Consider the following 14,861-nt stretch of genomic DNA (forward strand, 5'->3'; position numbering starts at 1 on the left):
TATCTTACGATATATCGAAAATCATGGAGTGAGTTCGATGTTCGGAAGACATCATCGCGGTCATCGCGACGAACACGGCCACCGCGGCGATTGTGGCGGCGGCGACGAGATGTGGGCCGGCGGCCGGGGCCGCGGCGGCCGGATGTGGGGCCATGGCGGCGGCTTCGGCGGCCGCGGCTTCGGGGGAGGCTTCGGCGGCGGGGGCGACCTGATGCGCGCCGGCCGGATGCTGGCCCAGGGCGACCTGCGCCTGCTGGCCCTGGCGCTGATCGAGCAGCAGCCGCGCCACGGCTACGAGATCATCAAGCTGATCGAGGAGAAGACCGGCGGCTGGTACAGCCCGAGCCCGGGCACGGTCTACCCGACCCTGACCTATCTCGAGGAAGCCGGCTACGTCACGGTCGTGGCCGAGGGCAGCAAGAAGCTCTACACCATCACCGATGAGGGCCGCGCCTATCTCGACGCCAACCGCGGCATCGTCGACGCCGTGCTGGGCCGGCTGGCTGCGGCCGGCGAGAAGATCGCCTGGATCAACAAGATGATGGGCGGCGAGCGGGACCGCGAGCGCGATCGGTCCAGCCGGCTGCCGTCGCTGGTGATCGCGGCGTTGGACAATCTGCGCGAGGCGGCGACGCAGAAGCTCGAGGCTGGCGCCGACCCGGATGCCGAGACCCGGATCGTCGAGATCCTGGCCCGGGCGGCGGCCGAGATCCGGCGCGGCTGAGGGCGGCGGCATGAGCCCCGCCCTCCTTCCCTGCCCCGCCCCGGCCCTGGCCCGGTTGCGCGACGCCGGGCTGCGGCCGACCCGGCCGCGCCGCATCCTGCTGGCGGTGCTGGCCGAGGCCGATCGCGCGCTCGACGCCCAGGAGATCCTGGGTCGGGCGCGCCGGCTGGACCCGCGGATCAGCCTGGCCACCGTCTACCGCTTCCTGGCGGCGCTGCGCCGGACCGGCATCGCCGGCTGGCGCGACGAGGCCCCGCAGCGCCTGGCCATCGGCCCGACCGCCCAACCGGCGCCGCGGGTGGAGACGCTGACGCTGGGCGACATCCAGCTGCGCGCCGCCCTGGCCGACATTCTGCGCCAGTTCGGCTACCGCCTGGTCCGCGCCCGGTTCGAGCTCGAGGTCGAGAAGCTGCATCCCGATGCGCCGCTGGCCGACGCGGCGCCGGCCGGCCCGGCCTGGCCGGCGCCCGCCCGGCTCCGGATCGGTTCCTGACGCCGCGCCTGGCCCGGCCTCGACGGAGGAAGCCTGATGTCGGATGCTCTGCTTCTCGCGGCGGCGCTGCTGCTGGTGGTCACCGCCGTCGTTCATTCCGTGGTGGGAGAGCGACGGCTGATCAGCCCGGTTCTGGCCCGCCATGACGGCATCCTGAAGAGCCCCCTCGCCCGCTTCGTGCTCCGCTTCGCCTGGCACATCACCAGCGTGGCCTGGATAGTCATCGCCCTGATCCTGGCCGTGCTGGTCCTGGATCCGACTGCGGTGCGCTGGTGGGCAGCGGTCGGGACCGGCGCGATCTTCACCGCCATCGGCGCGTTCACTGCCCTCTCCAGCCGCGGCCGCCATATCGGCTGGCCGTTCCTGACCGGGATCGGGCTGACGGCCCTCGCGTCCCTGTTGGCCTGAGCCGCTTCGCGTTGCTCCGCCGGGCGATGTACGGTGGCGTCGCGAAGAGGAGGATGCCATGGCAGCCGGTCGGGTCGATTCCGCATCGAGGATCATCATGGCGTCGCCGCACGCCATCTATCGGGCGCTGATGGACCCGGAGGCGCTCGTGGCGTGGCGTCCGCCCGAGGGCATGAAAGGCGAGATGCTGGCCTTCGACGGCCGCGAAGGCGGCCGCTACCGCATGTCCCTGACCTATATCGACACCGGGCCTGAGCTGCGCGGCAAGACCTCCGAGCACGCCGATGTGGTCGAGGGACGGTTCCTGGAGTTGGTCCTGGACCGGCGGGTGGTGGAGGTGGTCGAGTTCGACTCCGACGATCCCGCCTTCGCCGGCGCCATGACGATCACCACCGCCCTGGCCGCCGTCCCGGGCGGCACCGAGGTGTCCATCCGCTGCGAGAACGTCCCCGACGGGATCCGGCCCGAGGATCACCAGGAGGGCATGGGGTCGACCCTGGCCAATCTGGCCGCCTTCACGGAGTGAAAGGGCCGATGGCGGTCGACTTCCTCATCGACGGGCCGGCGGAGGCCCGCACCACCATCCTGCTGGCGCATGGCGCCGGCGCGCCGATGGATTCGGCCGCGATGACCGCGGCGGCTGTGGCGCTGGCAGGGGCCGGGTTCCGGGTGGCGCGGTTCGAGTTCGGCTACATGGCGGCGCGGCGCCAGGGGCAGCGCAAGCCGCCGCCGCGGGCCGAGACCGTGATCCCGGAGTACCGGGCGGCGGTCGACGCCCTCGGCGCCACCAGGCCGCTGATCATCGGCGGCAAGTCGATGGGCGGCCGCGTGGCCTCGATGGCCGCGGACGAGCTGCACGCGGCCGGCCGTATCACCGGGCTGCTGTGCCTCGGCTATCCGTTCCACTCGCCGGGCAAGCCGGCGCAGCTGCGCACCGCGCATCTCGCCGGGCTGGCGACGCCGACCCTGATCTGCCAGGGCACGCGCGACGCGTTCGGCACCCGCGACGAGGTCGCCGGCTACGCCCTGTCCGACCGGATCGAGCTGCTGTGGCTGGAGGATGGCGACCACGACCTGAAGCCGCGCAAGAGCGTCTCCGGTTTCACCGCCGCCGACCATCTGAAGACGGTGGCTGCTGCCGTGTCGGACTGGGCGGATCGGATCATCAGGTCAGTGGGATGAGCTTGGAAAATGCTCGGTCCAAATAAAGGCGAACCCCATATTTGTCATTGCCGGGTTTGACCCGGCAATCCAGGGGCCACCGAGGGCGGCTCATGAAAGCCCCTGGATCCTCGGGTCAAGCCCGAGGATGACACTATTGTTGATTCACTTATTGTTTGAAGCGGCGTTATTCGTCGCCCGATCCCTTCCGCCGGCCGGACAGGGCGACGATCATGCCGTGCAGGGTCCGCACCTCCTGCTCCGACAGCTGGGCGCGCTGCAGGAAGGCGCGGATGTTGCGCTGCATGCTCGGCCGCTTCTCCGGCACCCGGAAGAAGTTGCCGGCGTCCAGCGCCTCCTCGAGATGCTCGAACATGTTGACCAGCTGGTCCTTGGTCGCCGGCGGCGCGTCCTCCTCATAGTCCAGCCGCCGCTCCGGCGTCGCGTCGCCGGCGGTGAACCATTCATAGGACACCAGCAGCACCGCCTGGGCCAGGTTCAGCGAGGAGAAGGCCGGGTTCAGCGGCACGTTGATCACGGCATCGGCCAGGGCGACGTCGTCATTGGTCATGCCGGTGCGCTCCGGCCCGAACAGGATGCCGCAGCCGGTGCCCGCGGCATGGTATGCCCGCATCTCGGCGGCCGCCCGGCGCGGCGTCACCACCGGCTTCAGCTGGTCGCGCAGCCGCGCCGTGGTGGCGTAGACGGCGCCGAGACCGGCGATCGCGTCCTCGGTCCGCTCGAACACCCGGACATGGTCGATCACGGCGTCGGCGCCGGAGGCGGTCGGCACCGCCTTCGGGTTGGGCCAGCCGTCGCGCGGCCGCACCAGGCGCAGGTCAGCCAGGCCGCAATTCAGCATCGCCCGGGCGGCGGTGCCGATGTTCTCGCCCATCTGCGGCTCGATCAGGATGATCGCCGGGCCGCCCAGCAGCGAGTCGCGGGTCTGGTCGGTGCCGGCCATCAGACGGGGGCCGCGGCGCCGGCCCGCAGCAGCGCATAGGTAAAGCTGTCGCCCAGCGCCTCGAAGGAGGCGTCGATGACATTGGTCGAGACGCCGATCGTCGACCAGCGCGTGCCGTCGGCATCCTCGGTCTCGATCATCACGCGCGGCATGGCGCCCGTGCCTTCGTTCGAGCGCAGGATGCGGACCTTGAAGTCGACCAGGCGCAGCGGCTTGAGGCCGGGATAGATCGGCTCCAGCGCCTTGCGCATGGCGTTGTCGAGCGCGTTGACCGGGCCGTTGCCGAAGGAGACTTCGTGCAGGGACGTCCCGCCGACCCGCACCAGCACCGTGGCCTCGGATTCCTGCACCACCTCGCCGCGGGCATTGAAGCGCCGCTCATCAACCACGGTGAACCGGTCCATGGCGAAATAGGCCGGCACCTGCCCCAGCATGCGCCGGGCCAAGAGCTCGAAGCTGGCGGCGGCGGTGTCGTAGGAATAGCCCTCGAACTCGCGCTGCTTCACCAGGTCGACCAGCCGGTCGACATTGCGGTCCTTCGGGTCGATGGCGACGCCGATCTCGGCGAAGCGCGCCAGGATGTTCGCCCGGCCGGCCTGGTCGGAGACGACGAGGTGCCGGCGGTTGCCCACCCGCTCCGGCGCCACATGCTCGTAGGAGCGCGGGTCCTTGGCGATGGCGGAGACATGCAGCCCGCCCTTATGGGCGAAGGCGCGGCCGCCGACATAGGGCGCGCCGGATTGCGGCACGCGGTCCAGCCGCTCGTCGAACCAGTGGCTGAGATCGGTCAGCGAGGCCAGGCCGGCCTCGGTCACCCCGGTCTCGTAGCCCATCTTCAGCACCAGGGTCGGGATCAGGGTGACGAGGTTGGCGTTGCCGCAGCGCTCGCCCAGGCCGTTCAGCGTGCCCTGGATCTGGCGCGCCCCGGCCCGTACCGCCGCCAGGCTGTTGGCGACGGCGTTGCCGGTGTCGTCATGAGCGTGGATGCCCAGCCGGTCGCCCGGGATGTGCCGGGCGACGGCGGTGACGATCTCCGTCACCTCATGCGGCAGGGCACCGCCATTGGTGTCGCACAGCACCACCCAGCGCGCCCCGGCCTCATAGGCCGCCTTGGCGCAGGCCAGGGCATAGTCCGGATTGGCCTTCCAGCCGTCGAAGAAATGCTCGCAATCGAAGCCGACCTCGCGGCCGCGGCCGACCACCTCGGCGACGCTGTCGCGGATCAGCTCGAGATTCTCCTCGCGCGGGATGCCGAGGGCGATGTCGACATGGAAGTCCCAGGTCTTGCCGACGAGGGAGATCGCCTGGACGTCGCTGTTCAGCAGCGCCGCCAGGCCGGGGTCGTTGGCGGCGCTGCGGCCCGGCCGGCGGGTCATGCCGAAGGCGGTGAAGCGGGCCCTGGCCAGCTTCGGCGGGTCGCGGAACAGCGCGTCGTCAGTCGGGTTGGCGCCCGGCCAGCCGCCCTCGACATAGTCGATGCCGAGCGCGTCGAGCTTCCTGGCGATGGCGATCTTGTCGGCCACCGAGAAGTCCACGCCCTGGGTCTGCGCCCCGTCGCGCAGGGTGGTGTCGAACAGCCAGATCCGCTCGCTCATCGTCGTCCTACCACTCGCGGCGCCACAGGGTGCGGTCCGGCTTGTCCTCGAGCGCAATGCCGGCGGCCACCAGCTGGTCGCGGAGGCGGTCGGCCTCGGCGAAGTTCTTCGCCGCCCGTGCCGCGCGACGGGCGGCCACCAGCGCCTCGATCTCGGCGTCGGTCAGCCCCGAGGCCGCCTTCGGGTGCCAGCGGAACCAGTCTTCGGGCGCCTGGCCCAGGAGGCCCAGCAGCGCTCCACCCGCCAGCAACCCGGCCTTGTGCCGGGCCTGCTCGGCGGGGTCGGTGGCCTTGTTCAGCTCGCTCACGATCTCGTGCAGCGCCGCCAGGGCCTGCGGCGTGTTGAGGTCGTCCTCCAGCGCCGCCAGGACCGCCTGCGGCGCTTCCCCCGGCTCGGCCGCGACGGCGCCGACGGCGCGCAGCGCGCCATAGAACCGATCGAGCGCCGCCCGCGCCTGGCGCACCCCTTCCTTTGTGAAGTCGAAGGGCTGGCGGTAATGGCCCGACAGCAGGGCATAGCGCAGCGCCTCGCCCGGGAACTCCTCCAGCAGCTCATGCGGCGTATAGAAGTTGCCGAGCGACTTCGACATCTTCTGGCCTTCGACCTGCAGGAAGCCGTTGTGCAGCCAGGTGTTCGCCATCACCGGCGTCCCATGGGCACAGCGGCTCTGCGCGATCTCGTTCTCGTGATGCGGGAAGACGAGGTCGATGCCGCCGGCATGGATGTCGAAGACGGTGCCGAGATGGGCGGCGGCCATAGCCGAGCATTCGATGTGCCAGCCCGGCCGGCCGCGGCCCCAGGGGCTGTCCCAGCCCGGCTGGTCGTCGGTCGACGGCTTCCACAGCACGAAATCCGCCGGATCGCGCTTATAGGGCGCGACGTCGACCCGGGCGCCGTCGATCTGCTCGTCGCGGTTGCGGCGCGACAGTTGGCCGTAATCCGGCATCGACGGCACGTTGAACAGCACATGCCCCTCGGCGGCATAGGCGTTGCCCTTGCCGACCAGCGTGCCGATCATCTCGACCATCTGCGGGATGTGCTCGGTGGCGCGCGGCTGGACGTCGGGCAGCAGGGCGCCCAGCGCCGCCATGTCCGCGGCGAAGACCTCGCCGGTGCGCCGGGTCAGGTCGCCGATCGACTCCCCATTGGCCTTCGCCCGCTCGATGATCTTGTCTTCGATGTCGGTGATGTTGCGGGCATAGGTCACCCGCGGATACAGCGTCCGCAGCAGCCGGTACAGCACGTCGAAGACGACGATCGGGCGGGCGTTGCCGATATGGGCGTAGTCATAGACCGTCGGGCCGCAGACATACATCCGCACATGGCTCGGGTCGATCGGGACGAAGGTTTCCTTCGTCCGGGTGAGCGTGTTGTGCAGAGTGAGCGCCACGAGTCGCAATCCTGGGTCGGGCCCGCCGGTTCGGTCGGGACCGCGACGATTACCAGATCAGGCGCCCGGCGTCCAAGGGCGCAGGCCGCAGGGCAGCCCGATCAGCGACGCTTGCCGAACCAGCCCTTGCGCTGCGGCACCACCGGGGTGCCGGCCATCAGCGGCGGACCGGCGGGGGCGGTCTCCGGCTCGTCGAACTGCGCGGTCAGGGATGGGCGATGGGCGCGAGCGGCGGCCGACGGGCGCGGCGGTTCCGCCACCGCAGGCCCCAGCCGGGCCGCGCGGGCGGGTTCGGCCGGCGGCCTGACACGCAGGCGCGGTGCCGGTTCCGCCGGCCGCGGAGCCGGTGCCGGCTCGGAGCGAAGCGCCGGGGCGGCCGGACGGGCGACCGGCGCCGATGCAGCCGGGCGAACCTCGGCCCGAGCGGGAGCAGCCGCGCGGCCGAGCGTGGCGCAGTCGACGAAACGGTCGCATTCCGACTGGAACACCGGGTCCATGCGTCGCGCGGGGCCGATGGCGATCACCCGCTTGCCGTGGCGGCGCAGGCTGCGCACCAGCGGCAGCAAGGCGGCGCTGCCCGTCACCAGCACCACGGCGTCGATGCTGCGCTCCAGCAGCCCCAGCTCCATGGCGTCGACCACCAGGCGCAGCGACGCCGCGTCGCGGCCGGGCTCGGCCTCGGTGGTCTGCACCTGGTCGAAACCATGGCGGTGGGCGACACTGCGCAGGTCGGACAGCGCGGCCCAGTCGGCATAGGCGATGCGGCGGGCCGGGCGGCAGACAGTCCCGAGCGCAGCGAGGATGCGGGCAAGGTCCTCCGGCTCGTCGCGGGGGAGCGACGCGACGTCGAGGAAGACCGCGGCCACCGGCAGCGCCGGGGTGTCCTGGGCAGGCAGAGTATCGTCGGTCATATCGGGCTTCTTACTCCCGACTGCGGGTCGGCGCCAAGAGGGGGAGGGTCAAGTTTTAAGCAAGTTTTAGGATGATGGGGCGTTCAGGCCACACGGCCGGACAGGCGGGCCAGCGCCCGCTCCCGCCCGATCCGCGGCAGAAGGCCGCGCAGCTCCGGGCCGTGGTCCAGGCCGGTCAAGGCCAGGCGCAGGGTCAGGAACAGCGGCTTGCCCTTGATGCCGGTGCTGTCGCGCACCGCCGCCGTCCATGCGCCCCAGGTGGCGTCGTTCCAGGGTTCGGGCGGCAGCAGCCCGGCCGCGGCGGCCAGCAGGGCGTCATCGGCGGCCACCGGAGTCACCGGCCCGGTGATCACCCGCCACCATTCGGCCGCGTCCTCGAGCCGCTGCAGGTTCGGGCGCAGCACCGCCCAGGCGGCCTCGTCGACGGCGCCGAGGCCGAGCGCCGCCAGCCGGTCGCGCACCGCCGCAAAGGGCGTCTCATGCAGGATGCGGCTGTTGAGCCGCTCCAGCTCGGCCGAGTCGAAGCGCGGGATGGTGCGGGAGAACTTGGCGAACTCGAACTCGGCGACGAGATCGTCAAGCGAGAGCCGCGGCTCGATCGGGTCGGAGGTGCCGAGCTTGGCCAGCAGGCTCGTCACCGCCAGCGGCTCGATCCCCTGTTCGCGCAGGCTGCGCAGCGACAGGCTGCCCAGGCGCTTGGACAGGCCGTGGCCCTCGGCATCGGCGATCAGCGACAGATGGGCATAGGCCGGCGGCGCGGCGCCCAGCGCCTCGGCCAACTGGATGTGCATGGCGGTGTTGGCGACATGGTCCTCGCCGCGCACCACCAGGGTGATGTCCATGTCGATGTCGTCGACCACCGAGCCGATGTGATAGAGCGCCCGCCCGTCCTCGCGCACCAGCACCGGGTCGGAGATGTCGCGGCCGTTGAAATGCACCCGGCCGCGGACCTTGTCGTCCCATTCGACCGGCGCATCCGTCATCCTGAAGCGCCAATGCGGCCGGTGCCCTTCCACCTCGAGCCGGGCGCGGTCGGCGTCGGTCAGGGCCAGCGCGGCGCGGTCGTAGAGCGGCGGCAGGCCGCGGGCCAGCAGGCTCTTGCGCTTGAGCTCCAGTTCCTCCGCCGACTCGTAGCAGGGATAGAGCCGGCCGGCCGCCTTCAGCCGGTCCTGCGCCGCCTGGTAGCGGTCGGTGCGGTCGGACTGGCGGGCGAAGCCGTCCCAGCCGAGGCCGAGCCATCGCAGGTCCTGCTCGATCGCCGCAGCGAATTCGGCGCTGCCGCGCTCGGTGTCGGTGTCGTCGAGCCGCAGCAGGAAGCGCCCGCCCGTGGCGCGGGCTGCGAGCCAGCAGACCAGTGCGGTGCGGACATTGCCGACATGCAACAGGCCGGTCGGGCTGGGGGCGAAGCGGGTGATGGTCGGGGCGGTCATGGGCGGGACATAGCACGATCCGGCCGGCAACGGAAAAGGCCCGGAAACCCGGGCCTTTCCCTTGCGGGCGGCGATCACTCCTCGCCGTCGCCGCCACTCTCCGGCCCGCCGCCGGCGGTCATCATGCGGTCGGAGACCAGCCCGGCATTGGCCCGGATCTTGCCCTCGACCGATTTCGCCACTTCGGGGTTGTCGCGCAGGAAGACCTTGGCGTTCTCGCGGCCCTGGCCGATGCGCTGGCCGTCATAGGAGAACCAGGCGCCCGACTTCTCCACCACCCCGGCCTGGACGCCGAGGTCGAGCAGCTCGCCGGTCTTCGAGATGCCCTCGCCATACATGATGTCGAATTCGACGGCGCGGAACGGCGGCGCCATCTTGTTCTTCACCACCTTGACCCGGGTCTGGTTGCCGGTGACGGTCTCGCGGTCCTTGATCGCGCCGATGCGGCGGATGTCGAGCCTGATCGAGGAGTAGAACTTCAGCGCGTTGCCGCCCGTCGTCGTCTCCGGATTGCCGAACATCACGCCGATCTTCAGCCGGATCTGGTTGATGAATACGACCAGGCTGTTGGACTTTGAGATCGAGCCGGTGAGCTTGCGCATCGCCTGGCTCATCAGCCGGGCCTGCAGGCCGGGCTGGTTGTCGCCCATCTCGCCCTCGAGCTCGGCCCGCGGCACCAGCGCCGCCACCGAATCGATGATGATCACGTCGATCGCGCCGGAGCGGACCAGCGTGTCGGTGATCTCCAGCGCCTGTTCGCCGGCATCCGGCTGCGAGATCAGCAGATCGTCGATGTTGACGCCGAGCTTGCGGGCATAGGTCGGGTCGAGCGCATGCTCGGCGTCGATATAGGCGCAGGTGCCGCCGGCCTTCTGCGCCTCGGCCACGGCATGCAGCGCCAGCGTGGTCTTGCCGGAGCTTTCCGGCCCGTAGATCTCGATGATCCGGCCCTTCGGCAGGCCGCCGATGCCGAGCGCGATGTCGAGGCCGAGCGACCCGGTCGAAACCACCTCCGCCTCGACCTGGGGCCGCGCCCCGAGCTTCATCACCGACCCCTTGCCGAAGGCACGTTCGATCTGGGTCAGGGCGGCTTCCAGCGCCTTGGTCTTGTCCATCGGGGCTCTTTCCACAACGCGGAGAGTCGGGGTCGACATCACCAGTCCCTTCCAGTTGCATGGCGCCATACGCCGCGTCAATGCAGCTCTTGTACACGTTTTGTTCACACCAGGCAAGAGCCCAGGCACGTGGCCCCTTCCGCGGCCGCTGCTTCGCAAGCAGGATCAATCCGCTTCGGGCTAACAATAGCCCGCATTTCTCAAACCCCTTGCGCCCTGCGTCGCCTTGCGGCGAGACGGATGCGGGGGCGGGACGCGAAAAGCGTAGCGGCACTACGGTCGAGCGGCCCGCGCCCGCAGGCGGCCGCCGCAAGGCGACCCTCCGGGCCAACGTCCCAGGCCGGCAGGGTGCGTCGAGCGGCTTGCCCGATGTGCCCACATCGCGCTGCGCCGCTCTCCTGCCCTGCCGGCCTGGGACGTTGGCGCAGGGCACAAGGGGTTTGAGAAATGCGGGCTTAGCCCGGGAGAACGAACCGATGCCCAAGGACGCCACGCTCGACCGCCACCTCGCCCGCATCCAGCGGGTGATCGACCACATCGCCGCCCATCTCGACGATCCGATCGACCTGGACCGGCTGGCCGAGGTGGCCTGCTTCTCGCCCTACCACTTCCACCGGGCCTACCGGTACCTGCTGGGCGAGACGGTGGCGGACACGGTGCGCCGGTTGCGCCTGCACCGCGCCGCCGGCACCCTGCTGGAGAGCGAGACAGCGGTGGCCCGCATCGCCCGCAAGGCCGGCTATGGCAGCACCGCCGCCTTCAGCCGGGCCTTCGCCGGGCGCTACGGCCGTCCGCCGGGCGCCTATCGCGACACGCGTCGATCGTTCCCCGTCGACTCACCCGAAGGAAAGACAGCCATGCCCGACGTGACCTATCGCACGCTGGCGCCGATCCGAGTCGCCGCCGTCCGCCATATCGGCCCCTATATGGAGGTCGGCCGCAGCTTCGACATCCTGATGTCCTGGGCCCGCGCCCGCCAGCTGCTGCGCCCCGGCGTCCGCAGCCTGGGCCTCTATTACGACGATCCGGCCGCGGTGCCGCCCGCCGAGCTCCGGTCCGACGCCTGCCTGGAGGTGCCGGAGGGCGTCGCCGGCGAGGGCGAGGTCGTCCTCCGCACCGTCGCCGGCGGGCCGCATGCCGTGCTGCGCCACACCGGCCCCTATGCCGAGCTGGAGCGGTCCTATGCCTGGCTGTACCGGACCTGGCTGCCGACCAGCGGCGCCGAGCCGGCGGAAGCGCCGATCTTCGAGGAGTACATCAACGACCCGCGCAGCACGCCCGCCGCGGATCTGATCACCGACATCCACCTGCCGATCCGGGCGGTTCCGGAGGGACGCGGCTGACGAACGCCGAAGGCCGGATCGGGGGATGATCCGGCCTTCCACGCTGGTCCGATCAGACTTCAGAACGGATAGTAGTCGCCGGTCGGCAGCCGGTCCACCGCCAGCGGCAGCGTGGCGTTGGGCTTGCAGGTCACCGCCCGCCGCCAGCTCGGCGCCGCCGCAACGGCGTAGGACCCTGCAGCCATCGGGCCCGGAGCTTCGGCCGAGACCGGGTTCGGGCCGGTCGGCACGTTGATCGTCTCAAACGACGGCACGCGCTGCGGCTGCGGTCCGGCGGCCACCGGGACCGCGGCGAACGGGATGTAGGTGTCGTCCGACTGATCCTCGATCGACGCCCCCTTCGCACGGCGCGCGGCCCGGCGATCGCGCGCCGAGGATACCGGGGCCATCGCCACGATCGGGCCCGGCAGCCGCGCCGCCGCTGCGGGCGGAACGGTGTAAGGCTGCCCCGGCGCGGCCGAGGTGGTTGGCATCATCGCGACCGGAACCGCGGGAGCCAGCGCGACCGGCTGCCCCGGCGCTGCTGCTTCGGCCGGATAGCAGTTCGGCACCGGCAGGCACTGGAAGGTCGCCCCCTTGCGGCCGTCGACCACATCCTCGACCTTGAACACGGCCAGGCGGTTGATCTGGGCGCATTGCGAGTTGGCGTAGATGGCGGCCTGATCCGCACTGTTGATGAAACCCGCGTAGTCGACGCGGGTCTCCTTCGGCGTCACCGGATCGATCCCGCAGCCCGAGATGGCGAGAACGGCGGCGAAAAGCGCAGCGCCACGAAGCATCGAATACCCTCGATCTGAAAGCCCCTCGGCGTCACCCTAGCACGGACACGCAGCGAGGCGGAGATGCGAACAACGCCTTCCATCGAAGATGGGACCGGGCGGCTGACGAGAACACGCCTTTCGGCCGAGACCATAGACCAGAACGGCGCCTCTCGGCGCCGTATTCGGTCAATCGTCGCGGTGGGTGCGTTCCAGCCGCTCGTGGCGCTCCTGCGCCTCGAGGCTGAGGGTCACGGTCGGCCGTGCCTCCAGCCGCTTGACGCCGATCGGCTCGCCCGTCTCCTCGCAGAAGCCGTAGGAGCCGTCCTCGATCCGCCGCATTGCGGAGTCGATCTTGGACAGGAGCTTGCGCTCGCGGTCGCGGATCCTGAGCTCGAGCGAACGATCGGTCTCCGCGGAGGCCCGATCGGTCAGATCCGGCTCCTGGATACCGCCATCCTGCAGGCTGCTCAGGGTCGCGTTGGATTCGGCGAGAAGGTCGGCCCGCCACTTCAGAAGCTTGCGCCGGAAATACTCCAGCATCATCGGATTCATGAAGTCTTCATCATCCGACGGCCGATAATCCGGGGGCAGAAGCATCGCTGTCATCGCAACAACCACTCACTGTCTGACGTGCCGGCCTTCGTCCGAGCCTGGGCGGCGCGGAGTATAGGGAGAGGCTGGACCGGAAACAATCGAAACGATGCGCAGGCCGTAATTTGCAACCTGCTGATTTTGTTGGACTTTTAACGACTGCACAAGAACCGTCGCCCCCGGACGCCGCTTCGCTTCGCAGCATCGGGGTGCCGCAGCGGCCCACCGGATACGGACCGGTCGGCACATTGCGGCATGCGGCGCCCTGATAGCGCCGAACGGGGCGGGAACGCAAGGGGATCAGAGTGTGGCGGAGATCCGACCGGCCATGCGCATGGCGAAAGGACTGCGCCCAAGCGCCTCCCATTGATCCCTCCATCAGTGCAATTCAGCCCCAATCCCACCGTCTTCTGTGCCGAATGACACCCTCAGGCGGGGAGAGGCAATGAAGCTGGAACCGGACGGTCGCAGGCGGCCTACGACGCGTTGCCCAGCGGGTCGGCGCCGCAGGATGCTGCTGCCGATCCTGCCGGCCGGCGCTGCGGCCGGCTGGGTCCCGAAGACGGAGCCGCCCCCGCCGTCGGGCATGGCCCAGGAGGACCGGATGGCCGAGATGCTTCAGGCTCCCATCCCTCCGGGATGGATCCTGGCCAATCGCGGTGCGACGCCGGAAATGATCCTGTCCGAATACGTTCCTGCCGGCCAGACCATGGACCGTTGGACCGGCATGATCGCGGTGATGACCATCGATCGCCGGGCGGTGTCCTCGCTGGCGGTGCTGGCGCAGAGACTGGATCGGAGGTTCCGGTCCGGAGCGGGGTGCGCCGTGGCACCGATGGTGGAGCCAGCGACGGTCCGGTCCGACGGCCCCGCCCCTGCTCCCACAGGAATGTGCCCTGGAAAAGCCAGATCCGGCGCGCGACAGTACGGCGAAACTCGACTCCGGAGCCGATCGTGACCACCGCCTTCACCGCCCTTTCGATCGGCCTGGCCGCCCTTCTCGTACCGCTCGCGGCGACGCAGGCCAATGACACGACCGCGCAGCTCGCCGCCGGTGGCCTGGTGCTGACCAAGACGGCGGACATCGAGATGCGGTCCGAGGACCTGTATGTCTCGGCGAACGAGATCCGGGTCACCTACCGATTCTTCAACCGCGCGGCACAGGACCGGACGGTGACCGTCGCCTTCCCGATGCCGGACGTCACGCTCGACTTCATCGACGGGATGACCGCCGTGCCGCATCCCGGCAACGAGAACTTCCTCGATTTCTCGACCAAGGCCGACGGCAAGCCGGTGGCGACCGAGGTCGAGAACAAGGCCTTCGGCAACGGCGTCGACCAGACGGCGCTGCTGCGCAAGCTGGGCGTGCCGCTATATCCCGATGCCGATTACGACGACCTGACCACGCTGCCGAAGGGGCAGCGAGAGGAGCTGATCGGGCTCGGCCTCGCCGCCGTCAACGAGTACGATTCCGGCAAAGGGTGGGAGCAGCATGTCGTCCCGATGTGGACGCTGAAGACCACCTACCACTTCCAGCAGACCTTCCCGGCCGGGCGCGAGGTGGTGATCGAGCACCGCTACACGCCCGGGACCGGATCGAGCGTCGGCTCGGTGATCGGATCGCCCTATGCCCCCGGCACGCCGGAATACGCGGACGACCTGCGGACCTACTGCATCGACCGGAGCTTCCTTGCAGCGGTCGACCGGGCGAAGGCCAAGGCCGGCCAGGACGGCATGCCGTTCAGCGAGCAGCGGGTCTCCTACATCCTGACGACCGGAGCCAACTGGGCGGCGCCAATCAAGGACTTCCGGCTGGTGGTCGACAAGGGCGACGCCCGGAACCTGGTCAGCTTCTGCGCCGAGGGGGTGAAGAAGATCTCGCCGACCCAATTCGAGGTGCGGAAAACCGACTTTACCCCCAGCGCGGAGCTCGCCGTGCTGATCCTGCGGCCGATCCCGCCCCAATAGAGGTCGC

16 protein-coding genes are annotated in these 14,861 nt (G+C 70.1%); 8 read left to right on the plus strand and 8 right to left on the minus strand.

All coding sequences use genetic code 11. The features are described 5' to 3' along the window. Window positions 1-37: 37 nt before the first annotated feature. Genes FFK22_RS17220 through FFK22_RS17240 form a run of 5 tightly spaced genes read left to right on the plus strand, consistent with a single transcriptional unit; the run spans window position 38 to window position 2,807 of the window. Window positions 38-724 (plus strand): PadR family transcriptional regulator, encoded by a 687-nt coding sequence (locus FFK22_RS17220; protein ID WP_138892034.1) that lies wholly within the window; start codon window positions 38-40, stop codon window positions 722-724. Between the two features lie 10 nt (window positions 725-734). Further along, window positions 735-1,217, plus strand: a complete 483-nt coding sequence (locus tag FFK22_RS17225) for a Fur family transcriptional regulator (protein ID WP_186002518.1) — start codon at window positions 735-737, stop codon at window positions 1,215-1,217. Between the two features lie 36 nt (window positions 1,218-1,253). Further along, window positions 1,254-1,625, plus strand: coding sequence for a hypothetical protein (locus FFK22_RS17230; RefSeq protein ID WP_138892032.1), 372 nt, complete (start codon window positions 1,254-1,256; stop codon window positions 1,623-1,625). Between the two features lie 58 nt (window positions 1,626-1,683). After that, window positions 1,684-2,151 carry an SRPBCC family protein gene (locus FFK22_RS17235; protein WP_138892031.1) on the plus strand — a complete coding sequence of 156 codons (468 nt, stop codon included), beginning with the start codon at window positions 1,684-1,686 and terminating at the stop codon, window positions 2,149-2,151. A gap of 8 nt (window positions 2,152-2,159) precedes the next feature. Next, on the plus strand, window positions 2,160-2,807 hold the full coding sequence (locus FFK22_RS17240) for an alpha/beta family hydrolase (protein WP_138892030.1): 648 nt from the start codon (window positions 2,160-2,162) through the stop codon (window positions 2,805-2,807). A 166-nt stretch (window positions 2,808-2,973) separates the two neighbouring features. Here FFK22_RS17240 and FFK22_RS17245 read toward each other — a convergent pair whose 3' ends face one another. The 6 genes from FFK22_RS17245 to recA all read right to left on the minus strand — a co-directional run bounded on the left by FFK22_RS17245 (window position 2,974) and on the right by recA (window position 10,191). Further along, window positions 2,974-3,750: an RNA methyltransferase gene (locus FFK22_RS17245; protein ID WP_138892029.1), complete on the minus strand. Its 777-nt coding sequence runs from the start codon at window positions 3,748-3,750 to the stop codon at window positions 2,974-2,976. After that, entirely contained in the window at window positions 3,750-5,345 is a 1,596-nt protein-coding gene (gene cimA, locus FFK22_RS17250; RefSeq protein ID WP_138892028.1) for a citramalate synthase, read from the minus strand. Before cimA ends, FFK22_RS17245 begins: the two co-directional genes overlap by 1 nt. Before the next feature lie 7 nt (window positions 5,346-5,352). Then, on the minus strand, window positions 5,353-6,735 hold the full coding sequence (gene cysS / locus FFK22_RS17255) for a cysteine--tRNA ligase (protein WP_138892027.1): 1,383 nt from the start codon (window positions 6,733-6,735) through the stop codon (window positions 5,353-5,355). Window positions 6,736-6,836: 101 nt separating this feature from the next. Beyond that, entirely contained in the window at window positions 6,837-7,646 is an 810-nt protein-coding gene (locus FFK22_RS17260; protein ID WP_138892026.1) for an NYN domain-containing protein, read from the minus strand. A gap of 83 nt (window positions 7,647-7,729) precedes the next feature. Further along, window positions 7,730-9,076 (minus strand): glutamate--tRNA ligase, encoded by a 1,347-nt coding sequence (gltX, locus tag FFK22_RS17265; RefSeq protein ID WP_138892025.1) that lies wholly within the window; start codon window positions 9,074-9,076, stop codon window positions 7,730-7,732. 74 nt (window positions 9,077-9,150) lie between these two features. Beyond that, complete coding sequence (gene recA, locus FFK22_RS17270) at window positions 9,151-10,191, minus strand: recombinase RecA (protein ID WP_373683750.1); 1,041 nt, start codon at window positions 10,189-10,191, stop codon at window positions 9,151-9,153. A gap of 476 nt (window positions 10,192-10,667) precedes the next feature. Here recA and FFK22_RS17275 point away from each other — a divergent pair, with 476 nt between their 5' ends. Next, window positions 10,668-11,534 carry a GyrI-like domain-containing protein gene (locus FFK22_RS17275; protein ID WP_138892200.1) on the plus strand — a complete coding sequence of 289 codons (867 nt, stop codon included), beginning with the start codon at window positions 10,668-10,670 and terminating at the stop codon, window positions 11,532-11,534. 59 nt (window positions 11,535-11,593) lie between these two features. On the opposite strand, the gene FFK22_RS43045 is transcribed toward FFK22_RS17275, so the two are convergent. Together FFK22_RS43045 and dksA are read right to left on the minus strand one after the other, a co-directional pair. Further along, on the minus strand, window positions 11,594-12,313 hold the full coding sequence (locus tag FFK22_RS43045) for a hypothetical protein (RefSeq protein WP_186002519.1): 720 nt from the start codon (window positions 12,311-12,313) through the stop codon (window positions 11,594-11,596). A 168-nt stretch (window positions 12,314-12,481) separates the two neighbouring features. Then, a complete protein-coding gene (dksA, locus tag FFK22_RS17290) occupies window positions 12,482-12,892 on the minus strand; it encodes an RNA polymerase-binding protein DksA (protein ID WP_306770123.1) in 411 nt (136 codons plus the stop codon). Between the two features lie 505 nt (window positions 12,893-13,397). Here dksA and FFK22_RS43890 point away from each other — a divergent pair. Both FFK22_RS43890 and FFK22_RS17295 read left to right on the plus strand, forming a co-directional pair. After that, a complete protein-coding gene (locus tag FFK22_RS43890) occupies window positions 13,398-13,844 on the plus strand; it encodes a hypothetical protein (protein ID WP_221938657.1) in 447 nt (148 codons plus the stop codon). Further along, window positions 13,841-14,854, plus strand: coding sequence for a DUF4424 domain-containing protein (locus FFK22_RS17295; RefSeq protein WP_221938658.1), 1,014 nt, complete (start codon window positions 13,841-13,843; stop codon window positions 14,852-14,854). Before FFK22_RS43890 ends, FFK22_RS17295 begins: the two co-directional genes overlap by 4 nt. Window positions 14,855-14,861: the final 7 nt, after the last annotated feature.

The sequence above is a fragment of the Mycobacterium sp. KBS0706 genome (assembly GCF_005938675.2).
Taxonomy (GTDB): Bacteria; Pseudomonadota; Alphaproteobacteria; order DSM-16000; family Inquilinaceae; genus Inquilinus.

What these genes read in the sequence shown, in the direction of transcription:
- FFK22_RS17235 (WP_138892031.1), top strand. Translation starts at nt 1,684, where the DNA reads ATGGCAGCCGGTCGGGTCGATTCCGCATCGAGGATCATCATGGCGTCG.
- cimA (WP_138892028.1), bottom strand. Translation starts at nt 5,345, where the DNA reads ATGAGCGAGCGGATCTGGCTGTTCGACACCACCCTGCGCGACGGGGCG.
- FFK22_RS17230 (WP_138892032.1), top strand. Translation starts at nt 1,254, where the DNA reads ATGTCGGATGCTCTGCTTCTCGCGGCGGCGCTGCTGCTGGTGGTCACC.
- FFK22_RS17220 (WP_138892034.1), top strand. Translation starts at nt 38, where the DNA reads ATGTTCGGAAGACATCATCGCGGTCATCGCGACGAACACGGCCACCGC.
- dksA (WP_306770123.1), bottom strand. Translation starts at nt 12,892, where the DNA reads ATGCTTCTGCCCCCGGATTATCGGCCGTCGGATGATGAAGACTTCATG.
- FFK22_RS17225 (WP_186002518.1), top strand. Translation starts at nt 735, where the DNA reads ATGAGCCCCGCCCTCCTTCCCTGCCCCGCCCCGGCCCTGGCCCGGTTG.
- recA (WP_373683750.1), bottom strand. Translation starts at nt 10,191, where the DNA reads ATGGACAAGACCAAGGCGCTGGAAGCCGCCCTGACCCAGATCGAACGT.
- FFK22_RS17245 (WP_138892029.1), bottom strand. Translation starts at nt 3,750, where the DNA reads ATGGCCGGCACCGACCAGACCCGCGACTCGCTGCTGGGCGGCCCGGCG.
- gltX (WP_138892025.1), bottom strand. Translation starts at nt 9,076, where the DNA reads ATGACCGCCCCGACCATCACCCGCTTCGCCCCCAGCCCGACCGGCCTG.
- FFK22_RS17275 (WP_138892200.1), top strand. Translation starts at nt 10,668, where the DNA reads ATGCCCAAGGACGCCACGCTCGACCGCCACCTCGCCCGCATCCAGCGG.
- FFK22_RS17260 (WP_138892026.1), bottom strand. Translation starts at nt 7,646, where the DNA reads ATGACCGACGATACTCTGCCTGCCCAGGACACCCCGGCGCTGCCGGTG.
- FFK22_RS43045 (WP_186002519.1), bottom strand. Translation starts at nt 12,313, where the DNA reads ATGCTTCGTGGCGCTGCGCTTTTCGCCGCCGTTCTCGCCATCTCGGGC.
- FFK22_RS43890 (WP_221938657.1), top strand. Translation starts at nt 13,398, where the DNA reads ATGCTGCTGCCGATCCTGCCGGCCGGCGCTGCGGCCGGCTGGGTCCCG.
- FFK22_RS17240 (WP_138892030.1), top strand. Translation starts at nt 2,160, where the DNA reads ATGGCGGTCGACTTCCTCATCGACGGGCCGGCGGAGGCCCGCACCACC.